Consider the following 21,548-nt stretch of genomic DNA (forward strand, 5'->3'; position numbering starts at 1 on the left):
AGTATAGATTATGATTCAAACTGAGTCTCAATTAAGGGTCGCTGATAATACAGGAGCAAAAGTAATTTTAGTAATTCGGAACTTAGGTGGTTCGGTTCGTAAATTTACAAGTGTTGGTGATGTTATTGTTTGTTCAGTTAAACAAGCAACACCGGGGGGAACTGTTAAAAAGGGACAAGTTGTTAAAGCTGTTATTGTTCGTACTAAAAAAGCTGTTCGCAGAAGTGATGGTACATATATTAAGTTTTCGGAAAATGCAGCTGTTCTTATTAGAGATGATAAAATGCCAAGAGGAACAAGAATTTTTGGTCCGATTGCTAGAGAAGTAAAAGAAGCAGGATTTAATAAAATTGCTTCTTTAGCAACTGAGGTGATATAAGATGATAAAAATAAAAATTAAAAAAGGTGACCAAGTATTAGTTATTGCTGGTAAACACCGTGGTTTTAAAGGACCAGTTACTAATATTTTAAAGAAAAAACTTCGTGTGGAAATTGAAGGCATTACAATTAAAAAAAACCAAAAACCAACCCAAAATGATGAAGGGGGAATTAAAGAAATTCCTGCAAGCATTCATCTTTCCAATGTTGCTTTACTAGATAGTAAAGATAAAACTAAAACAACTAAAATTGGTTATGAGATTAAAGATGGTAAAAAATATCGGATTGCTCGTAAAACCAAGACAAGAATTTAATTGAAGGAGTTAAAATTTGATGAATTATTTTCAAAAACAATATCAAGATAAAATTATTCAGGAAATGATGCAAGAATATAATTTTACTTCTACAATGCAAGTTTCTAAAATTATCAAAGTAGTTGTTAATGTTGGTATTGGTGATGCTGTTAGTAACAGTAAAAATATTGAAATAGTAATGCAAGAATTGTACTTAATTACCGGACAAAAACCAGTAATAACTAGAGCAAAAAAATCAATTGCTGGTTTTAAGTTACGAGAAGGAACGCCAATTGGGTGTAAAGTAACTTTACGGGGTACTAAAATGTATGACTTTCTTTATAAATTATTTAATATTAATTTACCTCGGGTTCGTGATTTTCGTGGTTTAAATAAAGCTGGTTTTGATAAACACGGTAACTACACATTAGGAATTAAAGAACAATTGATTTTTCCTGAAATTGATTACGACAAAGTTGTAAAAACAAGAGGAATGAGTATTACTATTGTAATGTCTAGTAATAATCAAAATGAATCATTTTCTTTACTAAAAAAAATGGGTGCACCATTTAAGAAATAGGAGAGGAAAGAAACTGATGGCAAAAAAATCACTAAAAGTAAAACAATTAAAAAATCCTAAGTTTGCAGTTCGCGCATACACTCGTTGTCAAAATTGTGGCCGACCAAAGTCAGTATTAAGAAAGTTTCAATTATGTCGTATATGTATTCGTGAATTTGGCAATAAAGGGCAAATCCCTGGGCTTAAGAAAGCTTCATGATAGGAGGTAGTTAGTAAAATATGATGACAGATCCAATTAGCGATATGCTAACAAGAATTCGCAATGCTAACCAGCGACAATTTAAAAAGGTAAGCATTCCGACTTCTAATATAAAATTGCAAATTGCCCAAATTCTGAAAGAAGAAGGGTATATTACCGATTTTAAAATTAATGAGAAACCCAAAGATGGAACTCATAGCAAAATTGATATTTTATTAAAATATAAAGCAAGCCAAAGGGTAATTTGAGGTTTAAAGAGAATATCTAAGCCAGGTCTTAGAGTATATGTTAAAAATAGTGAGATTCCAAAGGTTTTAAATGGTTTAGGAATTGCAATTATTTCGACATCACTTGGAGTTATGACTGATGCAAAAGCAAGAGAAAATCGTTTAGGTGGCGAAGTTCTTGCCTTTGTTTGATAGGGTGATAAATTATGTCAAGAATTGGTAATCGTATTCTATCTGTAAAAGATGGCGTTGAAATAAATATTGCAAAAAATAATATCGTAACTATTAAAGGACCTAAAGGAACACTCAATAAACAATTACCACAAAAAATTACTATTATTGTTGAAAACCAAACGATTAAAACTATTAGACCGAATGAACAAAAACATACTAAGCAATTACATGGAACTACTAATTCATTGTTAGAAGGAATGTTAACAGGTGTTACTACTGGTTTTAGTAAAAGATTATTAATTAATGGGGTGGGATATCGTGCTAATATTCAGGGTGATAAACTAAATTTAAGTTTAGGGTTTTCACATCCGATTCAATATACTATCCCTGAGGGAATAACAGTTGTTTGTCCTAAACCAACAGAACTTATTATTTCAGGAATTAGTAAAGAATTAGTTGGACAAGTAGCAGCCGATATTCGTGCTTTTCGACGAATAGAGCCGTATAAAGCTAAAGGAATTCAATATGATAATGAATACATTATTCGTAAGGAAGGGAAATCAGCAGGTAAATAGACAATAGTCTAGATTACTTTCAAAGGAGTTAAAAATGAAATCAAATCGCTATGAAGCAAGAAAAATTAGACATTTTCGCATTCGTAAAAAAATAACTGGTTCTGAATTAAGACCCCGACTTAATGTATTTCGTTCTAATAAGAATCTTTATGCACAAATTATTGATGATAGTCAGCACCGGACACTAGTTTCTTACTCAACTTTGCAAATGACAGGTACAGGTAAGGGTAATTTAAATAAAGCTAGTGCTACTCTTCTGGGAGAAATGTTAGCCAAGAAAGCTTTAGAAAACAATATTACCACTGTGGTCTTTGATCGTGGGGGGTACTTGTATCACGGGAAAATTGCTGCGTTTGCGGAGGCTGCAAGAGAACATGGATTGAAATTTTAGTAGAGGAGAAGTATGTTAATGCAAGAAAAAAAAGATCAACAAAATTTAACGACATCACCAACTAAGCCTAATTTTGCTAATCGAGGTAGTGATGGTGAACGAAATAAAAAACGATGAACTAAAAAACCAAACGCTAATTTTCAAAAACCGGTTGAAGAGTTTGAAGAAAAGGTCGTTAAAGTAAGAAGGGTAACTAAAGTAACTAAAGGGGGGCGACATTTTCGTTTCTCAGTAGTAGTTATTGTTGGTAACCATAAGGGAAAAGTTGGTTTTGCTACTGGTAAAGCTAATGAAGTACCCGATGCTATTAAAAAAGCAGCAAAAGCTGCTAAGAAAAATACTTTTATGATTCCAATGGTGGGGGTTACTGTTCCTCATGAGGTTATTGGTCATTATGGTGGGGGCCGAGTATTAATTAAACCTGCTAGAAAAGGTACGGGAATTATTGCTGGTGGTCCAGTTCGGACTTTAATTGAAGTATCTGGTGTTCAAGATATTTATGTTAAGTCATTAGGTTCTAATACCTCACTTATTATGATTAGAGCAGCAATGGATGGTTTAAAACAAATGCGAACTAAAGAACAAGTTTATAGTTTACGAGAAATTAAAGAAAAAGTTAGTGAAAAATCACTAGCAAGGGAACAATAATTATGAAATTACATGAACTTAAATATACTGAAAAATCTCGTAAAGATAAAAAACGCCTTGGAAGAGGAACATCTTCAGGGCATGGAAAAACTTCTGGTAAAGGACATAAAGGTCAAAATGCTAGAAGTGGTGGTGGTGTTCGCCCTGGATTTGAAGGTGGACAAACGCCTTTATTTCGTAGAATTCCTAAAATCGGTTTTACCAATTTTACAAAGAAACGATATGAAATTGTTAACTTAAGTGCTTTAGAACAATTAGATGTAACTGAAATTACTCCCCAAGTTTTAAAAAGCAAAAAATTAATTAATAGTGAAAAATCATTAGTAAAAATTCTTGCTAATGGTAAAATTAGTAAAGCATTAGTTATTAAAGCTCATAAGTTTTCAAAAGTTGCTAAAGATGCTATTGAGAAGGCTAATGGTAAAACCGAGGTGATTTAATAGTGATAACAACCATTAAAAGATTTTATCGTAATAATAAAGATATTTTATTAAAATTAGCTTTTACATTATTGGTTTTATTTATTATTCGTTTGGGAGCATTAATTACTGTTCCAGGGGTTAATATAAATAAAAACCTTAATGAATCTAATAAGGATTCAAGAGAATTTTTTAATTTGATTGCAATGTTAGGTGGAGGCTCTATTGACCGATTTTCACTTTTCGCTTTAGGGTTATCACCATACATTACTGCTTCTATTATTGTCCAATTATTATCTACTGATTTAGTTCCAGGATTATCTCGTTGAGCCAAATCAGGAGAAAAAGGGAAACGAAAATTAGATACATTAACTAAATGATTAACATTGCCATTTGGCATTATGCAAGGTTTTGCGACAATTATGACCTTAGCACAACAAAAAATTATTAGTCTTAAATGGCAAGAAGCAGATGCTGGAAATATTGCTACATCGGCAGTGTTTTATTATATTTTGGTACCAACATTGCTTTTGGGAGGGACATTCTTAATTCTTTGACTAGCTGATCAAATTACAATTCGTGGAATTGGTAATGGTGTTTCTTTAGTTATTTTTGCAGGAATTGCTTCTAGTTTACCATTTAATATTGCTAAAACTTTTCAATTTTGAGTTGGTGGTCAAAGTGAAGCAATAGTTGTTTTTAGTGGATTTTTAAAGTTTTTACTTTATATGGTTGGCTTTCTTTTAGTAATTTTAATGGTTGTATTCTTTGCTGAATCAGAAAGAAGAATTCCGATTCAACAGACGGGAAGTGGATTAGCGTTAAAAAGTGAAAAAGCACCGTATTTGCCGTTAAAAATTAATTCGGCTGGTGTTATTCCCGTGATTTTTGCTTCAGCAATTATAACAGCACCTTTAACAATTGCCCAAATTGTTAAAGCTAATAATCCCGAAGGAACAGGGTTTACTAATTTTACTGAGACTTATTTGGCATTAGATTCATGGTCAGGAATGAGCATTTTTGCGATTTTAATTATTCTCTTTACTTTCTTATATTCTCAAGTACAAATTAATCCTGAACAAATGGCAGAGAATTTTCAAAAGAATGGCACATTTATTCCTGGAATTCAACCAGGAAAAGAAACTGAGAAATATATTAAATCAACTTTAAATCGTTTAAGTGTTGTTGGTAGTATCTTTTTAGCTTTTGTTGCCATATTGCCAACATTAATTTCTAAATTAACAAATTTACCGCCAATGTTAGCAATTGGTGGAACAGGAGTTATTATTATGGTTGGTGTTGCAATTGAAGTTATTCGTCAAGTTCAAGGACATTTGACGCAACAATCTTATATTCAATTTAAAAGGGATGAAAATCAAAGTAAAAATATATGATAAAAGAGAGTGGTATTTAAAATGAATTTAATCTTTTTAGGAGCACCCGGAAGTGGTAAAGGAACTCAGTCACAAAAGTTATGTGAGGCATATCGTTTGATACATTTATCAACAGGAGATATTATTCGTCAAGCGATAAAAAATAATTCACCATTGGGATTAAAAACTAAAGAATATTTAGATGCAGGAAAATTAGTACCCGATGAACAAGTCATTAATCTTGTACGAGAAACCATTGATAATTTAAGCGAAGACTTTATTCTTGATGGTTTTCCAAGAACGCTTAAACAAGCGCATGCGTTGCAAGAGATTTTAGAAAAAAAAGAACAACAAATTGATTTTGTTATTTATTTAGAAGCTGACTTAGAACATTTAATTGATCGGATTACTAATCGCTTAGTTTGTCCGACTTGTAATCGAACATATAACAAATTAGTTAATAAACCTAAAATTGCGATGCAATGTGATGATGATGGTGCATCATTAATTCAGCGCGATGATGATACGAAAGAAAAAGCTAAAATTAGAATTCAAACTTATTTGAATGAGACTTTACCGTTAGTAGAGTATTATCAAGAAGAAAACTTATTACATGTTGTTGATGCTAATCAGTCAAGTAAATTAGTATTTAATGGTATTAAAAGTATTTTAGATAGTGTGTAAAATAAATGGTTACTGTTAAAAATGAGTTGGAAATTAAAGCAATGCGTGCTGCGGGAAAAGTAGTTGCTAAAATGTTAGCTGAAGTTAAAAAGGCAATTATTCCCGGAATAAAAAAACGCGACCTTGATATAATAGCAACAAGAGTGTTAAAAGAAAATAATGCTAAAACAGCGTTTAAAGGTTATTATGGTTTTCCTAATCATATTTGTGTTTCTATTAACAATGAATTAATTCATGGAATTGCTAATAATCAAATTATTAAGACAGGTGATTTAGTATCAATTGATGCTGGTGCTGTTGTTGATGGATACTTTGCGGATGCGGCGATTACTGTTGGTGTTGGTCAAATTAAAGCGGAATATCAAAAGTTAATTACTGTAACGGAAGAAGCCTTAAATAAGGCAATAGCAATTATTGCTCCGGGTGTTAGAATTGGTACTATTGGCGCAACAATTCAACAATTTGTTGAGCAACAAGGGTATCATTTACCAAAAAATTATACGGGACATGGGATTGGTAAACAATTACATGAAGAACCATATGTCCCTAATTATGGTAAATATGACTATGGCTTAAAACTAGTGGCAGGAATGACAATTTGTATTGAACCAATGGTACAAATTGGTACTGACGAAACTAGAGTTTTAAGTGATAATTGAACAGTTGTGTCCCTTGATGGTACATATTCAGCTCATTTTGAACATACAATTCTAGTAACCGCAAAAGGATATGAAGTTTTAACTGCTAATCCACACTCAATGGAAGAAGGGAATTAAATGGCCACCAAAGAAAAAGAAAATAAAAATATTATTGAAGTGGAAGGGATTGTTATTGAATGTTTACCTAATACTGAGTTTAAGGTAAGATTAGAAAACAATGTGGTTATTTTAGCTCACGTTTCTGGTAAAATTCGCATGAATTTCATTAGGATTTTACCAGGTGATAAAGTAATTATTGAACTCTCTCCATATGATTTAAAACGTGGGCGGATTACTTATCGTCATAAGTAAAAAAATAGTAAAAGGAGAAAAATTAAATGAAAGTAAGATCATCAGTTAAAAAAATTTGTGATAAATGTCAAATAATTAATAGAAAAAAATGTGTGCGAGTAATTTGTAAAACTCCAAAGCACAAACAAAGACAAGGTTAAAAATAGGAGGTTAAATATGGCAAGAATTGCAGGAGTAGAAATCCCTAATGATAAAAGAGTTGTTGTTGCTTTAACATATGTTTATGGGATTGGTTTATCAAATGCTCAAAAGATTTTAAAACAATGTAGTATTGATGAAAATATTCGTGTTAAACAATTAACAGAAGAGCAACTAACAAATATTAGAGCAGAAATATCTAAAGATTATAAAGTAGAAGGTGAGTTACGACGCGAAACCCAATTAAATATTAAACGATTAATGGAAATTGGTTGTTATCGTGGTATTCGTCATCGTAAAGGTTTACCAGTTCATGGTCAATCTACTAAACAAAATGCCAGAACAAAAAGAGATCGCAGGCAAACAGTTGCTAATAAGAAAAAATAGTAAGAAGTGGAGGTAACACGATGGCAAAAATAGAAAAAGTTGCAAAGAAAAGACAAAAAAAGAATATTTTAAAAGGAATCTCCCATGTTCATTCAACATTTAACAATACAATTGTAACAATGACTGATGAATTAGGCAATGTTATTGCTTGATGTGCGGCTGGTGCAATTGGTTTTAAAGGAACAAAGAAATCAACCCCTTATGCTGCACAAATGGTAGCAGAACAAGTTGCTAAGGCATCAATGGAACATGGAATGAGAACGATTGAAGTTCAGTGTAAAGGACCCGGTCCTGGAAGAGATGCTGCTGTTAGAAGCTTACAAGCAGCTGGTTTGGAAATTACAAGTATTAAAGATGTAACACCAATTCCTCATAATGGATGTCGTCCCCCTAAAAGGCCAAGAGGTTAATAAATGAAACAATTTGTTAGACCAAATTTTAAATTACAAACTGAAAGTACTAGTAAAAATTTCGGTTGCTTTATAGTAGAACCATTAGAAAGAGGATTTGGTAATACTATTGGTAACGCTTTACGAAGAACTTTATTAGCAGCAACACCGGGAGCTTCAATTTATGGTGTTGATATTAAAGGGGCTAGTCATGAGTTTTCAACAATTAAAGAGGTTGTTGAAAATGTTGCTCAAATTATTTTAAATTTAAAAGGTATTATTTTAAAAATTGATAATACTGTTTTTAAAGAAGAAGAAAGTGTCTCACTAAAAGTAGATGCTGGAGCTGGTGAAGTATTAGCTTCAATGATTGTTTGTCCGTTAGGAGTTGAAATATTAAATGGTGATTATTTAATTGCTACTGTTGCTAAAGGTGGTAAATTAGAAATGACAATGTATGCTCAAAATTCTCGTGGTTATAAATCATTTGATGATAATAAACGCTTAATTACTAATATTGGAATTATTCCTATGGATTCTAATTATTCACCAATTGTTAATGTTAAATATAGTGTTGAACCAACTAAAGTGGGAAAAAGTGCTGATTTAGAGCAATTAGTTTTAGAATTAACAACCGATGGTTCGGTTACTCCTGTAGAAGCAATTGCGATTGCTGCGAAGATTTTAATTGCTCATTTAGAACATTTTGTTAGTTTAAGTGAGCAAGCACAATCATTAGAAATTATTTCTATTTCTGAAAAACAAGAAACAGATGAATTAGAAAAACCGATTGAAGAATTAGACTTAACGGTGCGTTCATATAATTGTTTAAAACGAGCAGAAATTGTTACTATTGGTGATTTAACTGATAAAACAGAAAATGATATTTTAGCAACGAAAAATTTAGGAAGAAAATCCTTTAATGAAATTAAAGAGAAATTATTAGCATTAGGGCTAACTTTTAAACGAGAATAAAAGGAGGAACAGAGAGAATATGTCATTTATTCAAAAACGCGGTAAAAATACTAGCTGAAGACAAGGATTAATGCGTAATTTAGCAACAGAATTAGTTGTTCATGAAAGATTGCTTGTAACTGAAAAACGAGCTAAAGAATTAAGAAAAACAATTGATAAATTAATTACCTTAGCAAAAAGACAAGATTTGCATGCTAGAAGACAAGCATCAAGTATTTTACGAAATATTGATGTTAATGAAACAGAAACAGTTTTACAAAAATTATTTACTGATATTGCTAAGCGATATAATGAAAGATCTGGGGGCTATACGAGACTTTTAAAAACTGATGACCGTAAAGGCGATAATGCCCCAATGGTTTATATTGAATTAGTTTAAATAATAAATCCGATTAATAACCTCAATAAATACTGAGGTTATTTTTTGTTATTGCAATATATGATAAAATATTGTCATAATTTTATTAAAGGAGAATAATATGCAATTAAAAACATTATTTTTAGAAATAAATATCGCTAGTAATATTCCCATAGGACTATTAATAGCATTAATAGTTTTTGGAATTTTAGTTGGAATTTTATTAATAACTTGATTGGCTACTTGAATATATTCATCAATTATTAGAAATACTAACAGTGCTAATTTAACAGGAAAAGAATTTGTTGATGCTTATTTAAAGAAGTTTGGTTTTGTTGGGAAAAAAGTTCAAAAAACTACTAGTTATGAAATTAAAAGTCAGTTTTTTCAATTAACGCCTTTTCATTACAAAAAGCAACAACCACATCATTTAATAGTTAAAATGTTACCTTGAACTTATCATCGTAGTAGTTTATATACTTTAACTAAAGCTGGGGAAGTAGCATATTCTACTTCGCAAGGAAGAAAATTATTTCTTAGTTTTGGGTGATCGTTAGTTGTTAATTTAGCATTAGTGGTAACATCATTTTTTATTATTAATTTAGTTTTATTAATTCTTAATAGTCAAGCATTATTTGGTAATGCTAATCCACATCAAGCAATAATTGTTATTGGTATCATTGCTAGTATTTGTTTTATTTTAGCAATTAGTATTCCGATATATTTTTATATTTGGGCAATGCAACCCGTATATAAGTTTGCGCAATCATTGTTAACTACTAATGAAGCTAAACTAATTAAATGAATTTACTTAGTTCGAATTTTATATTTAATTATTACGACAATTTATGAAACACTAAAAACCGTAGCATATGTTATTGTTAAAATCCATGAAGGTACATAATATTTTATAGTTTATTCTTTTGTTATTTTATTGCATAATAATTTTAGAGAAATTAATTAAGTAAAATCGAGCAGTTCAGGAATGTACTCTGCAATAAAAAAGTTTAATTTTGAAAATAGTTTTTTCTTCAAGAAGAAAAAACTATTTTTCTTATTATATTGATAATCAAAACTATTTTAATTAATTTCTTTAAATCAATTGAAAGGTAATGAAACATATGGATGAATAATAAAAAAGCAATAAATAAGTTAATAAAAATGTTAGGAGTTAGGAAGAATAAGGATGTTAGAAACAAATTTTGATAATAATGAAAATGAAGATAATGAAAAGCAAAGTATTGAAAAACAAAGCAGGTTAAGAAAAGCATTAAAACTAATTAAGCATAAAAGAAAAACTGAAAAAAAACAAGAACGAATAAAATCCAAAAATGAACAGAAAAAAATCAGAAAAGAATTAAAGTTAATTGAAAAGAAAAAGAGTAGTGAAAATAAGAAAGCAAGATTAACAATTCAAGAATGATTTGTGTTAAGAAAAAAATTAAAATTAGTTAAACGCAATATTAAAGCTGAAAAAAAACAAGAAAAACAAAAATATCAAGCAGAAAGCAAAAAATTAAAGCAAGAACTAAGAATTAATAAAAAGAAAAGAACAAGAGAAATTAAGAAAGAAAAACAAGACTGTAAACAAGCACAAATAAATTTAAAAAGAGAAATAAAGTTAATTAAGAAAAGACGAAGTCTTCAAGGTGAAGAAAAAAAACAATTTATTAAAGAACGCCGAAAAACAAAACAAGCGTTAAAGATAATTAAAAAAAGAGAAAGAATTCAAAATCAAGAGGCAAAGCAAAAATGCTGTGAACAATTAAAACAATTAAGAAGTGAATTAAAAATAATAAGTAAAAAGCGTAAACAAGAAAATAAGAAAAATGAAAAGAAGTTAATAAAAAAAGCAAAAAAAAATCAACAAAGTGAAAAACGAATATTGAAAAATAGAAAGCAAAAAAACGAAGCTGAAAATCAATTATAAATATCAATAAATTATCTTTTATTTAGTAGCGATTAATGTGTGCTTAATGTTTCCTATTTAACATTCTTTTATTAGTGTGTTAAAATTAAATAGTTAAATATTAATTATTTAGATATTTGGGAGTATATTAATGAGAAAGAAAAAAAAAGCCCACGAAAAATTGGAAACATTAACAAGAAAAAATAATGTTGCTTTAAAAGTACAAGATATTGAATTTAAATATCGTATGAGTTATCCTAATGCGGTAGATGGTGTTAGTTTTAGTATCAATCACGGTGAGTATATAACTATTATTGGTCATAATGGTAGTGGGAAATCAACTTTATCAAAAATTATTATTGGCGTTTTAAAAGCGCAAAAAGGTAGCATTGAAGTATTTGGTAATTTAGTAACTAAAGAAAATAGTCAATTAATTTCGCGTAAATTAGGAATTGTTTTTCAAAATCCGGATAATCAATTTATTGGTTCAACAGTTCGTGATGATATTGCTTTTGGTTTAGAAAATAAATGTGTTGACCCAAAATTGATGCCGGATATTATTACGAAATATTCACAAATGGTAGGAATGGAAAGTTATTTAGATCACGAACCATTATTATTATCAGGTGGTCAAAAACAACGCGTAGCGATTGCTTCGGCTTTAGCATTAACTCCAGAATTAATTATTTTTGATGAAGCTACTAGTATGTTAGACCCTAAGGGAAAAAGAGAAGTAAAAGAAATTATGGTGCAATTAAAAGAATCGCGTGAGAAAACAATTATTTCAATTACCCATGATATGGATGAAATTATTAATGCTGATAAGGTATTAGTAATGAATAAAGGAAAAGTTGTTCGTTTTGGTAAACCAGAAGAAATTTTAAAAGAAGTTGATTTTTTAAGAAGTATTCATTTAGATATTCCTTTTATTTTAAAAGTATCTTATGGATTAAAAAAGTATGGTGTTAACATTGATGAAACATTATATGAAGAGGAATTGGTACAACAAATATGTCAAAAAAAATAATTATTGATAATCCATCGAATTTAATTAAATTTAATAATGTTAGTTATATTTATGCTCCTAAAAGTCCATTTCAATTTCAAGCCTTAAAAGATGTTAATCTGTGAATAAAGGATTCTATTATTACGGCGGTTGTTGGTTCAACTGGTAGTGGAAAGTCAACTTTAATTCAACATATGAATGGATTATTAATTCCAACAGCTGGGCAAATTATTGTTGGTGATTTTCTGATTAAAGCAAAGCAAAGAAAAATTAAAAAGCAAAAATTATTACGAAAATCAGTAGGATTAGTTTTTCAATTTCCGGAATATCAATTATTTGAAGAAACAATTGAAAAGGATATTATGTTTGGTCCTTTAAACTTTGGGATTAAAAAGGATGAAGCCCGACTTAAAGCTGCTAAGTATTTAGAACTTGTGGGATTAGGTCAAGAATATTTAACGCGTTCGCCTTTTGATTTATCTGGTGGTCAAAAAAGAAGAGTAGCAATTGCTGGAATTTTGGCGATTGAAGGTCATACTTTAATTTTAGATGAACCAACAGCTGGCTTAGATCCTGATGGGGAAGAAGAGTTAATGAAGTTATTTTTTAAGTTTAATAAACAAGATAAAAAACGCATTATTCTTGTTACTCATAATATGGATCATGTTTTGCAATATGCCGATGAAGTTGTTGTTTTAAAAAATGGTCAATTGTATCATCAAAGTGATCCGGTTAGTCTTTTTGCTAATGCTCAATTAATTAAAGAAATTAATATTGAACCACCAAAAATTTTTCATTTTTTACAAAAGTTAAAAGATAATGGTTTTGATACTAGTAATATCAATGCTCGGACTGTTGAAGATTTAGTAACTCAATTAGCACAAAGAATTAATAGTAAGTAGAAGGAGTTAATTTATGAATATATCATTTGGACGGTATTTACCATATAATTCTCTTGTTCATCGCCTTGACCCTAGAATTAAAATGCTATCAATAATTGCTTTAATTGCAGCGGTTTTTATTAATACTGGTTTTACCGGTTATATTTTAACAGGAACAGTAATTATTAGTATTTTCTTTATTTCTAAATTACCATTGCGATTATTATTTTCTTTATTTAAGTTTGTTATTTTTGTAACTTTAGTATTATTAATATTAAATTTCTTTCTTATTAAACCAGAATTTGATGCGGATAAACAACCACGTTGAGAGACAGTGGGTCTCATATATCAACCAGCTAAGTTTAAGATTCTTATTGTGTCTTGAAAAGCGATTTTAACGGCATTATATATTTCTTTAAGAATTTATTTGATGGTTTTAGTAACAACGATTTTGACATCAACAACAAAACCATTGGATTTAACATTAGCTTTGGAAGATTTAATGTGACCTTTGAAGTTAATTAAAATTCCTGTTCATATTATTTCAATTATCATTTCAATGGCATTAAGAATGTTACCAACTTTATTTGAAGAAGCAATGCGAATTAAAAAAGCACAAGCATCAAGAGGGATGGATTCTAAAAATGGTAAATTTAAAGATAAAATTAAGTCCATCGTTTCTTTAATTATTCCTTTACTAGTATCATCATTTCAAAAAGCTGAGGATATGGCTTATGCAATGGATGCTCGGGGTTATGACCCCCATCAAAAAAGAACGCGATTTCGTCAATATCGGATTGGATTTTTAGATGTATTCATTTTAATTTTAATTCTTTGTTTTTTAGCATCAGTGGTGGTGTTATCGACTAATATTGGTAGTGATTGATTAAATCATTGTGATGTTTGAAAACCGATGCGTTATGTTGATCAGTTTGTTTGACGCTTAATAGAATATTAAAATAATGGTTTCTTATTTATTATCCATTAGTTATGATGGTAGCAAATATTGGGGATGGGCCCGTCAAAATAATAAAATTACTGTTGAAGGTTCATTAATGGCAGTTATTACTAGTGCTTTTAATTGTGAGTTTAAAATTCAAGTAGCAAGTCGTACTGATAAAAAAGTTCATAGTTATGACCAAAAAGTTAAATTATCATTTAATATTGTCTTAGAACCAAAACAATTACAATGAATTTTAAATAATAAATTGCCTAATGATATTTATATTACTAATTGTTGCCTTGTTGCTAATGATTTTCATGTGCGAAAAAAATGTGTTTTGAAAACATATCATTATCAGATTAATTGTGGGTCTTACAATGTCTTTCAACAAAGATATATTTATCAATATAACAAACCGTTACGAAAAAGAAAGTTACAAAAGATTGCTAAAATTTTTGTTGGAACTTATGATTTTGCTAATTTTTCTTTATTAAAAGATAATGAAACTATTAATCGGGTGCGAAATATTAAAAGTATTAAAATTAAAAAACATCAAGATTTAGTGATAATTATTATTAAAGCCCCAAGCTTTATTCGGCATCAAGTAAGAATGATTGTTGGTAGTATTTTAGCTTGTTTATGAAGGAAAAATATCGTTAACACAGTTGCAAGAAAAATTATTAAATCCTTTAGCTTTGAAAACTAAATATCAAGTATCTGGTGAAGGGTTGTACTTAATGAATATTAAGTATTAAATTTTTATTTTAATTTATCTTTAATTAATTTTCTTAAAGTTTATAATTAACTTTAATAGGAGGTGAAGAAATGATTATTTTAAATGATATGATTGATGGTAATGGTAATGGTGCAATGCCAGAAGAAAATAATGAGATGCCAAATTCTAATGAACAACAGGAGCATCATCCAAATGTTGGACACGATGACCACAATAATCAAGATATGGAAAATGAAAACAGTGAAAAAGAAAATCAATAGTGATTTTAAAAAATTTAGTAAAAAATACTTCCTAAATTAGGAAGTATTTTTTACTAAAAATTATTGGACGCATAAAGTTTTGTTAGGTAGGAAAATATTTGAATAAGTATTAAGACAGTCAGCAATGATTGTCTTTTTATTTTATAGGGTGTTAAAAATTTGTTCTTTGAAAATTAAATACAAGTGAGTTAATAATGTTGGTATGTATTAAAGCACGATAAATTGTGGGTGGTCGCCATAACCAAAAGAAGTTTACCAGTTAATAGATAACATCCTATTAGCTATAGCAATTTGTTTCGTTTTGCAATAAAAAAATGAATGGGTGGATTTCCTAAAAATATACACGCTATTAAATTAGTTCCAAGGGTAGGATGCGGACATTAAAGTGTAGAAATTTCTATATAGGGGTATACTAAGTTTAAAATTATTAAAATCTTTATCTAATTAAAAAAACAAAATTTACTAACAAAGCTTGTTAAACACTTAAATCTGCGATATATAAGTGTTTAAAAAACTAAGTTAACTAAAACTTAGTTAATATAACTTAGTTTATTCATAAGAAAGGTAATTTATTATGAAAAACATTGAAAACATTTTCTTAAATACTAAAAAATATCTTTTAAAAGAAACACAAAACGCAATGCTTATTAAAGCACCAAAAATTCCGTCATTTAATGAACAAATCGGTATTTGGTTTCCAAAGCGATTTGTTTATAAAGGAAAATATGAAAATTCAATTTGCATTGGAATAATTAAAGATAGTAAATATCAAGTAATCTCAATTAATCAAAAAGAAAAAGAAACCAAATTAATTAAGGGACAAGAATTATTAGGTTTTTTCATTGCTGAAAAAGAAAACAACAAAAAAGATATAAATTATAACTATTTTAAAGGAGTTTAAAAATGAATATTGCGATTGGAATAATATTTATTATCATTTGCATAATGCTATTGGCATATTTTGCTTATAAAATTTATGCCAAAATAAAAATGCGAATTAAATATAAAAATGTCATTAAAAATAATACTGGTAATTTCACAAAAGACGAAAAAGTATTTATTGCTCGCTTTGAAGAATGAGTTAAAGCTCCTAATTCAAAAGAAAATAATGAGAATAAAAAATAATGTTTTGAGAAATTATTATGGAATTTTTAAAACTGTTTGTTCCGATAGAAAAAATGCCTGCGCAGGTTGCGTTTATTGCCGGATTAATTATTATCATTACTTTTCTTTTCGCATTAATTTCAATTATGTATTTACCAATAAAAATGATTTTTGGGAGATAAAAAATGACAATAAACTTAAAAGAATTTAATTGAGAACAAATTAAACAAACTTTCTGAGATTTATTTATTCAAATTACAACTATTCCGGCTCACATTACTGGTGGTAAAGAAATTAAATTAACCGAAGCACCGCTTTGACTTTTAATAGCAAACATTGCTTTTTGATTCTTAACAGCGATTATGGTGTGATTTATTCTAATGCTACTTTGAAAAACGATATCAGTATTTAGATAGAGACAAAAGTAATTTCAAGAAGTTACATTGTGATGCATTCCCAAAGAAATTCAAAATTAATTAGGAAAAAATACAATCGTGTTAAGGTTAATCGTGGTTTTAACAAATTTAAGAAAAACTTTGAATATAAATGATGAATGTTTTAAAAAGAAAGGGGGTGATTATATGATTGGAACTTTCTTGGCCGATGCACCAGCAACAGTAGAAAAAATAACAGCTAGTGACGCGATGACTAAATTATGAAATGCAATTATGACAGCGTTTACTAAAATGTGAGATATTATTGCTGTTAATATGCCACAAGTCGGTAACTTCTTTGCTGACTACTGAATATTCATTTTTCCATTTATTTTGGCAATATTCTTTATTTGCTTTAAAATGTTTGAAAAATTACTTGGAGCGGTACGCTAACAAAAAAATAAAGTGAGGTGCAAGATGAAATTTTGCAAATGAATAATAGAAAAAAATAACCATTTTATTGAATTGAATCGCACCTCATTTTTAATTTTATGACATTGAGGAGCAATTTGATATATTTACAACGGTTATTTTAAAAACATTGTGAGCTATTTATTTTTAGTGGGTTGTATTTTGATTTTTCTTTTTAAAATCGGTAATTTAACACAAATTAACAAAGTTATTAACTTCTTAAAAAACTCACCATTAAACATCGTTATTGGTTCATTAGGAACTGGAAAAACCGCCTTTCTAGTATACGCATCAAAATTACTAAAAAAGAAGAAATATCATATCGCCTCAACCTTTCCATTACTAGAAACCCAAAAATTAAGTTTAGGACATATGGGATTATTAGATTTTGATTATCCGGTATTGCCAGACAAAACCTTACTTTTATGAGATGAAACTAACTTATTTTTAGAAGGAACTGATTGAGAAAAAAATAATACCAAAAACGAAGAAACCGGTATTCAAGAATATTTCGCTCTGGCACGCCATTTCGGTCATATTGTGCTGGCTAGCGGTCAAAGAGATAAACATATTTGAGTTAAAGTTCGTGATATTGCCAATAATGTGATTGTGGGAATTCGTAAAAAACCCGTTAATATTTTTCGTCCCTACTTAAAAGTCATCTATGGCACCTTTACAAGCATTGAAGAATATGAACGCTGACGAAACACCTTAATTGATGCTAAAAATAGCAAAAAGGGTCGTCGCATTAAATATCGTGATATTCCTGAACTTGATATTTATTTTTTTAAACTAAAAATTCCTCTACCCATACTTAACACTTACAATTCTTTTTACCTAGCATTTTTAAGAGATTACTTAAATTCAAAAGTAAATCCTGATTATGAAGATAAATACTATACTGATACGGCAATTGATTTAGAAGACTTAGAATACTTAAAAATGGATAAATTTAGTAAATTTTTAAGAAAAATGAAAGAAAAGGAACAATAAAAAATGGAAAATCTCGCAAAAATGTCCGACTTTCTCGCCCAAATGCTTTATAAAGTTTTTGATTTAATTTGAAGTTTGGAAGTACCAGGAACGAATATTCAACTAATATTTCCTCTATTCTTAACGCTGGCTGTAGAATTTCTTATGGCAATTATTCTTGGATTTGGTAGTCAACAAGTTAATTTAGAAAAACAACGCCAATATGCCGTTAAAAATAAGGGTCGATTAAGTGCGTGAGGAAAAGCTAAAAAACAAATAAAACCAATAAAAACAAAACAAGGTAACTAGCAATGTTTAAACTAATTATTATTTTTATCTTAATAACTGTTCTTGGATTATTAGCTGGTAGTCATTTTGAAACTTTAACGAACTATATTAGCGAAGGGCTTGCCAATTTCCAAAAGTTTATTACTAGCAATTTAACAATTTTAGATTTGTTTAAACCAATGGCACGAACATTTTCGCAACACCCAATTTTTACCATTCTTGGTGTAACTTGTGTGCTGATTGCTTTATTTATTGTGATTAAAGGACGATAAAAAATATGAAAGGACAATTAAAATGAAAAAACTTTTAGGAAAATTATTTAAAAAAGATAATTCAAAAGAAAAAACACCATTAAGATTAAAAATTAAAAATTCTTTTAAAAAGCAGTGGTTAAAAATCGTATTAAGTATCATTTTCATCTTTATAAGCTTATTAATTTGTGCATTAACAGCAATCGATACTAAATGAATAACCGGAACAAGTAACGAATTTAATGATTTTATGAATAAACAGATGGTTGATTTTTTTGGTAAGTTCAATACTAGTATTATGCTAGCAGGAATATTTGTTTTTTGATGAGGCGGAGCAATATATTTTGCAATTAAATTTGAAAAATTAATCCGCTTTATTATTCAGAAAATTAGAGCAAAAAGAGCCTTGAAAAATGAAATCAAACAAGCTCATTAATTCTTTAAAAAAATATTGATGAAGAATTTTACCTTACATTTTTAAAATTGGAAATTAATGATTTGAAATTATTATATGAAAAATTTGAAGCATTAATTTCACTTATGATATTAGGATATTTATATATATGCATCACATTAGCTGTAATTATAAATTGTGGTATTGAGTGACTTATTAAAAAAATCAAAACTGAAAGAACAATGAAAAATAAAATATTTTAAAAAGGAGTGATAAAAATGTTTATGAAAATATTTACCGTGCTAACTATTAGTTTCAATAACATTTTTACTATTCCCTCAAACATTAATAATGATAAAACAACAACACAATCACTAATTAGAAACAAAAGACAAAATAATGAATCATACGAATTAAAATTATCTAGTGCAAAAATAACAATAAACAAATATGCAGGTGTGCCAATTGAAAATATAGAAAATCTTTACTACTTAGATTTTTCGGAAGAAGATAAAAATGAACTCTTAAATGCACCTAAATGAATAAAAAATCAATATGGGTCTTTAAACAACGCTTACTTTTATAAAAATGACAACGGCTGAAAATCAATTCAAAAATTAGGCATAAACATAACAGATAAAATAAAATTTAAGGGAAATAAAATAAATTTAAAACTTACAAGATGAAAAAGTATAATGAAGTTAGTAGCTATTGAAGCAAAAACAGAAACTAAACCAAGTACTGACATTGATTTGCCAGAAACAACCACCAAATTTGATGGCAACCATAACTATAACGATATTATTGATAATCTTGATTACTTAATGATTCACCGTGGTGATTTTGATAAATTTAATTACTCGTATCTCTATTGAACACCAGTTTTTAATTTCATTGACACCTTAGAAAAAGGTTATTACAAAGAATTTACGATTAAAAATCACGGCTTTAAAGACGAGAGCTATTTTTATCATAAAACTTCTAGTGATAAAAATGTAGTAAATGAGAATGTTTTGAAAATTAAGGCATTTAACAAAACTCTAATTGCCGGAAATAAGTATTTACAATTGCTACACGGTGAAAAGGAAATCTGAAAATATGACACTGCGAACTCTAACGATTATTACCTAATTAAGTATCTTTTTGGCACCTTAAATTACCTCAATGTTAGATTTAGTTTTTACGCTATGACCCGGATTTAAAAAATGATATTTACCTTTATTTTAAAAACAACATTCTTGGTATTAACAATAACGATTATAAAAATATTTTTGATGAAATCTATGAAATTCTTGGTAACTTCTTTGCCAGTTTATTTTATGCTACTTTTGATATGATGGATGAGAAAACTTACACTGAAATTGATTTTAAAGGCGTAGATAATTATAACAAGAACTACTTTATTCAAATTGGATTTTTTTATCGCTCGTTAATTACTTTTTATCCAAAAAAATACTTAATAAATGTTATAGGAAATTCAGAATTATTACTAAGAAGTTATTTTTTTACTTTTGATAAAAAAACACACCAAGAAAATTATAATGCCATTAAAAACAACAATAGCATTTATCAAATTGATTTTAATGTCCTTAAATCCTATGACAATAAACTGATTACCTTGCCAACCAGCAAGGCCACTAACAGTATTAATTATCTCAATACCGATATTGATATTCGTTACGGTATTAATATTTTTACCTTAACTTTTCCACTTTATCACAAAGGTAATACCTCTAACTACAATTTTAAAATTTATGACTTTAATGTCTTAAATTCCACAGCCTTTATTCCTGACGGTTCAAATAACGGTGAATGAGACGATTTAATTCCACCAGCAAATTGCAAATATTCTGGACGATGAATACCAACCTTTAATGATATTGGTTGTGCCATTCAAAATGCTGGTATCAAAATGATAAACTGAATGCTGACAGCGTCACAAATCATTACCATTTTACGACCATTAGCAATTATTGCAAAAGCGACAGTTAACTTTTCAACCGCGATTTTTCCAGTGTTTAAAACAGTACCAGCTTTTTACTATACCTTTCAATTTTTAATTGGTTTTGCCATTTTTCTAATGATATTAAGAATTTTTGTATAATATATATATATATATATATTGAAAAAATAAAATAAAGGAGTTAAATTTATGAAATTTTTAAATAAAATAGCTCTTTTGGGACTAACAATATTACCAATAGTTGGATGTTCTAAAAAAGAAAATAAAACAATATTACCTAATGAGAATAAAACTCATCTGTTAAACTTGCCTAGTGCAAAAATAACAATAAACAAATATGCAGGTGTGCCAATTGAAAATATAGAAAATCTTTACTACTTAGATTTTTCGGAAGAAGATAAAAATGAACTCTTAAATGCACCTAAATGAATAAAAAATCAATATGGGTCTTTAAACAACGCTTACTTTTATAAAAATGACAACGGCTGAAAATCAATTCAAAAATTAGGCATAAACATAACAGATAAAATAAAATTTAAAGGAAATAAAATAAATTTAAAACTTACAAGATGAAAAAGTATAATAAAATTAATAGATATTAAAATAGAAAAAATAACTTAAATAATTTTTCTTGAATATCCCCAGAAATTTAGAAAGATTATTTACACAACTAATGCGATTGAATCTGTTAATAGTCAATTAAGAAAAGTCATTAAGAATAAAAAGATTTTCCCTAATGACTCATCAGTTTTTAAAATATGGTTAAGAAATGAACGATGCCAATTCAAAATTGGGGTA

Annotated in this window: 38 protein-coding genes and 1 pseudogene; all 39 read left to right on the forward strand. The window is 28.6% G+C overall.

What is annotated here, in order from left to right; translation table 4 throughout:
• Positions 1 to 10 precede the first annotated feature (10 nt).
• A complete protein-coding gene (gene rplN / locus AAHM88_RS00440) occupies positions 11 to 379 on the forward strand; it encodes a 50S ribosomal protein L14 (RefSeq protein ID WP_338968266.1) in 369 nt (122 codons plus the stop codon).
• A 1-nt stretch (position 380) separates the two neighbouring features.
• Positions 381 to 692 (forward strand): 50S ribosomal protein L24, encoded by a 312-nt coding sequence (gene rplX, locus AAHM88_RS00445; protein WP_338968264.1) that lies wholly within the window; start codon positions 381 to 383, stop codon positions 690 to 692.
• A gap of 19 nt (positions 693 to 711) precedes the next feature.
• Positions 712 to 1,251, forward strand: a complete 540-nt coding sequence (rplE, locus tag AAHM88_RS00450) for a 50S ribosomal protein L5 (protein WP_346350445.1) — start codon at positions 712 to 714, stop codon at positions 1,249 to 1,251.
• Positions 1,252 to 1,267: 16 nt separating this feature from the next.
• A complete protein-coding gene (locus tag AAHM88_RS00455) occupies positions 1,268 to 1,453 on the forward strand; it encodes a type Z 30S ribosomal protein S14 (protein WP_342262867.1) in 186 nt (61 codons plus the stop codon).
• Positions 1,454 to 1,470: 17 nt separating this feature from the next.
• On the forward strand, positions 1,471 to 1,872 hold the full coding sequence (gene rpsH, locus AAHM88_RS00460; RefSeq protein ID WP_342262868.1) for a 30S ribosomal protein S8: 402 nt from the start codon (positions 1,471 to 1,473) through the stop codon (positions 1,870 to 1,872).
• 11 nt (positions 1,873 to 1,883) lie between these two features.
• Complete coding sequence (gene rplF / locus AAHM88_RS00465; RefSeq protein WP_342262869.1) at positions 1,884 to 2,426, forward strand: 50S ribosomal protein L6; 543 nt, start codon at positions 1,884 to 1,886, stop codon at positions 2,424 to 2,426.
• Between the two features lie 34 nt (positions 2,427 to 2,460).
• Complete coding sequence (gene rplR / locus AAHM88_RS00470; protein WP_342262870.1) at positions 2,461 to 2,817, forward strand: 50S ribosomal protein L18; 357 nt, start codon at positions 2,461 to 2,463, stop codon at positions 2,815 to 2,817.
• A gap of 18 nt (positions 2,818 to 2,835) precedes the next feature.
• Positions 2,836 to 3,465: a 30S ribosomal protein S5 gene (rpsE, locus tag AAHM88_RS00475; RefSeq protein WP_342262871.1), complete on the forward strand. Its 630-nt coding sequence runs from the start codon at positions 2,836 to 2,838 to the stop codon at positions 3,463 to 3,465.
• A 2-nt stretch (positions 3,466 to 3,467) separates the two neighbouring features.
• Positions 3,468 to 3,905, forward strand: a complete 438-nt coding sequence (gene rplO / locus AAHM88_RS00480) for a 50S ribosomal protein L15 (RefSeq protein ID WP_342262872.1) — start codon at positions 3,468 to 3,470, stop codon at positions 3,903 to 3,905.
• Positions 3,906 to 3,907: 2 nt separating this feature from the next.
• The gene (gene secY, locus AAHM88_RS00485) at positions 3,908 to 5,281 is read left to right on the forward strand and encodes a preprotein translocase subunit SecY (RefSeq protein ID WP_342262873.1); all 1,374 of its coding nucleotides are present in this window, start codon (positions 3,908 to 3,910) and stop codon (positions 5,279 to 5,281) included.
• A gap of 18 nt (positions 5,282 to 5,299) precedes the next feature.
• Entirely contained in the window at positions 5,300 to 5,941 is a 642-nt protein-coding gene (locus AAHM88_RS00490; protein WP_342262874.1) for an adenylate kinase, read from the forward strand.
• 5 nt (positions 5,942 to 5,946) lie between these two features.
• Positions 5,947 to 6,717 (forward strand): type I methionyl aminopeptidase, encoded by a 771-nt coding sequence (gene map / locus AAHM88_RS00495; protein WP_342262875.1) that lies wholly within the window; start codon positions 5,947 to 5,949, stop codon positions 6,715 to 6,717.
• The gene (gene infA, locus AAHM88_RS00500) at positions 6,718 to 6,951 is read left to right on the forward strand and encodes a translation initiation factor IF-1 (protein ID WP_342262876.1); all 234 of its coding nucleotides are present in this window, start codon (positions 6,718 to 6,720) and stop codon (positions 6,949 to 6,951) included.
• 26 nt (positions 6,952 to 6,977) lie between these two features.
• Positions 6,978 to 7,091 carry a 50S ribosomal protein L36 gene (gene rpmJ, locus AAHM88_RS00505; protein WP_215825765.1) on the forward strand — a complete coding sequence of 38 codons (114 nt, stop codon included), beginning with the start codon at positions 6,978 to 6,980 and terminating at the stop codon, positions 7,089 to 7,091.
• Positions 7,092 to 7,107: 16 nt separating this feature from the next.
• On the forward strand, positions 7,108 to 7,476 hold the full coding sequence (gene rpsM, locus AAHM88_RS00510; RefSeq protein ID WP_342262877.1) for a 30S ribosomal protein S13: 369 nt from the start codon (positions 7,108 to 7,110) through the stop codon (positions 7,474 to 7,476).
• Between the two features lie 20 nt (positions 7,477 to 7,496).
• The gene (gene rpsK / locus AAHM88_RS00515) at positions 7,497 to 7,886 is read left to right on the forward strand and encodes a 30S ribosomal protein S11 (RefSeq protein WP_215825767.1); all 390 of its coding nucleotides are present in this window, start codon (positions 7,497 to 7,499) and stop codon (positions 7,884 to 7,886) included.
• 3 nt (positions 7,887 to 7,889) lie between these two features.
• Positions 7,890 to 8,840, forward strand: coding sequence for a DNA-directed RNA polymerase subunit alpha (locus AAHM88_RS00520; RefSeq protein WP_342262878.1), 951 nt, complete (start codon positions 7,890 to 7,892; stop codon positions 8,838 to 8,840).
• A gap of 19 nt (positions 8,841 to 8,859) precedes the next feature.
• Positions 8,860 to 9,219, forward strand: coding sequence for a 50S ribosomal protein L17 (gene rplQ, locus AAHM88_RS00525; RefSeq protein ID WP_338968237.1), 360 nt, complete (start codon positions 8,860 to 8,862; stop codon positions 9,217 to 9,219).
• A gap of 100 nt (positions 9,220 to 9,319) precedes the next feature.
• Positions 9,320 to 10,102, forward strand: a complete 783-nt coding sequence (locus AAHM88_RS00530) for a hypothetical protein (RefSeq protein WP_342262879.1) — start codon at positions 9,320 to 9,322, stop codon at positions 10,100 to 10,102.
• A gap of 282 nt (positions 10,103 to 10,384) precedes the next feature.
• On the forward strand, positions 10,385 to 11,128 hold the full coding sequence (locus AAHM88_RS00535) for a hypothetical protein (RefSeq protein WP_342262880.1): 744 nt from the start codon (positions 10,385 to 10,387) through the stop codon (positions 11,126 to 11,128).
• Between the two features lie 130 nt (positions 11,129 to 11,258).
• Positions 11,259 to 12,134, forward strand: coding sequence for an energy-coupling factor transporter ATPase (locus AAHM88_RS00540; protein ID WP_342262881.1), 876 nt, complete (start codon positions 11,259 to 11,261; stop codon positions 12,132 to 12,134).
• Positions 12,119 to 13,015 carry an energy-coupling factor transporter ATPase gene (locus AAHM88_RS00545; RefSeq protein ID WP_342262882.1) on the forward strand — a complete coding sequence of 299 codons (897 nt, stop codon included), beginning with the start codon at positions 12,119 to 12,121 and terminating at the stop codon, positions 13,013 to 13,015. The genes AAHM88_RS00540 and AAHM88_RS00545 overlap by 16 nt, the downstream gene beginning before the upstream one ends.
• 13 nt (positions 13,016 to 13,028) lie before the next feature.
• Complete coding sequence (locus AAHM88_RS00550; protein ID WP_342262883.1) at positions 13,029 to 13,952, forward strand: energy-coupling factor transporter transmembrane protein EcfT; 924 nt, start codon at positions 13,029 to 13,031, stop codon at positions 13,950 to 13,952.
• A gap of 4 nt (positions 13,953 to 13,956) precedes the next feature.
• Positions 13,957 to 14,643 (forward strand): tRNA pseudouridine(38-40) synthase TruA, encoded by a 687-nt coding sequence (truA, locus tag AAHM88_RS00555; protein WP_342262884.1) that lies wholly within the window; start codon positions 13,957 to 13,959, stop codon positions 14,641 to 14,643.
• A 119-nt stretch (positions 14,644 to 14,762) separates the two neighbouring features.
• Complete coding sequence (locus tag AAHM88_RS00560) at positions 14,763 to 14,933, forward strand: hypothetical protein (RefSeq protein ID WP_342262885.1); 171 nt, start codon at positions 14,763 to 14,765, stop codon at positions 14,931 to 14,933.
• A 574-nt stretch (positions 14,934 to 15,507) separates the two neighbouring features.
• A complete protein-coding gene (locus AAHM88_RS00565) occupies positions 15,508 to 15,834 on the forward strand; it encodes a hypothetical protein (protein ID WP_342262886.1) in 327 nt (108 codons plus the stop codon).
• A gap of 2 nt (positions 15,835 to 15,836) precedes the next feature.
• Entirely contained in the window at positions 15,837 to 16,058 is a 222-nt protein-coding gene (locus AAHM88_RS00570) for a hypothetical protein (RefSeq protein ID WP_338967895.1), read from the forward strand.
• Complete coding sequence (locus tag AAHM88_RS00575; protein ID WP_338982040.1) at positions 16,058 to 16,219, forward strand: hypothetical protein; 162 nt, start codon at positions 16,058 to 16,060, stop codon at positions 16,217 to 16,219. The genes AAHM88_RS00570 and AAHM88_RS00575 overlap by 1 nt, the downstream gene beginning before the upstream one ends.
• A 3-nt stretch (positions 16,220 to 16,222) precedes the next feature.
• On the forward strand, positions 16,223 to 16,453 hold the full coding sequence (locus AAHM88_RS00580; RefSeq protein ID WP_215825668.1) for a hypothetical protein: 231 nt from the start codon (positions 16,223 to 16,225) through the stop codon (positions 16,451 to 16,453).
• Positions 16,454 to 16,618: 165 nt separating this feature from the next.
• Positions 16,619 to 16,864 (forward strand): hypothetical protein, encoded by a 246-nt coding sequence (locus AAHM88_RS00585; protein ID WP_342262887.1) that lies wholly within the window; start codon positions 16,619 to 16,621, stop codon positions 16,862 to 16,864.
• A gap of 24 nt (positions 16,865 to 16,888) precedes the next feature.
• The gene (locus AAHM88_RS00590) at positions 16,889 to 17,875 is read left to right on the forward strand and encodes a hypothetical protein (protein ID WP_342262888.1); all 987 of its coding nucleotides are present in this window, start codon (positions 16,889 to 16,891) and stop codon (positions 17,873 to 17,875) included.
• 3 nt (positions 17,876 to 17,878) lie between these two features.
• On the forward strand, positions 17,879 to 18,163 hold the full coding sequence (locus AAHM88_RS00595) for a hypothetical protein (protein WP_342262889.1): 285 nt from the start codon (positions 17,879 to 17,881) through the stop codon (positions 18,161 to 18,163).
• A gap of 2 nt (positions 18,164 to 18,165) precedes the next feature.
• Positions 18,166 to 18,414, forward strand: coding sequence for a hypothetical protein (locus AAHM88_RS00600; RefSeq protein ID WP_338967900.1), 249 nt, complete (start codon positions 18,166 to 18,168; stop codon positions 18,412 to 18,414).
• A gap of 22 nt (positions 18,415 to 18,436) precedes the next feature.
• Positions 18,437 to 18,829, forward strand: a complete 393-nt coding sequence (locus AAHM88_RS00605) for a hypothetical protein (RefSeq protein WP_342262890.1) — start codon at positions 18,437 to 18,439, stop codon at positions 18,827 to 18,829.
• A 62-nt stretch (positions 18,830 to 18,891) separates the two neighbouring features.
• Entirely contained in the window at positions 18,892 to 19,050 is a 159-nt protein-coding gene (locus AAHM88_RS00610) for a hypothetical protein (protein WP_342262891.1), read from the forward strand.
• A gap of 15 nt (positions 19,051 to 19,065) precedes the next feature.
• Positions 19,066 to 19,989 (forward strand): hypothetical protein, encoded by a 924-nt coding sequence (locus AAHM88_RS00615; protein ID WP_342262892.1) that lies wholly within the window; start codon positions 19,066 to 19,068, stop codon positions 19,987 to 19,989.
• Positions 19,990 to 20,120: 131 nt separating this feature from the next.
• Complete coding sequence (locus tag AAHM88_RS00620; protein ID WP_342262893.1) at positions 20,121 to 20,891, forward strand: hypothetical protein; 771 nt, start codon at positions 20,121 to 20,123, stop codon at positions 20,889 to 20,891.
• 48 nt (positions 20,892 to 20,939) lie between these two features.
• Positions 20,940 to 21,371, forward strand: coding sequence for a hypothetical protein (locus AAHM88_RS00625; RefSeq protein WP_342262894.1), 432 nt, complete (start codon positions 20,940 to 20,942; stop codon positions 21,369 to 21,371).
• A 6-nt stretch (positions 21,372 to 21,377) separates the two neighbouring features.
• A pseudogene (locus AAHM88_RS07445) lies at positions 21,378 to 21,515 on the forward strand (transposase); the annotation flags it as partial.
• Positions 21,516 to 21,548: the final 33 nt, after the last annotated feature.

This window comes from Spiroplasma endosymbiont of Dromius quadrimaculatus (assembly GCF_964031155.1).
In the GTDB taxonomy this organism is placed as follows: domain Bacteria; phylum Bacillota_I; class Bacilli_A; order Mycoplasmatales; family Nriv7; genus Nriv7.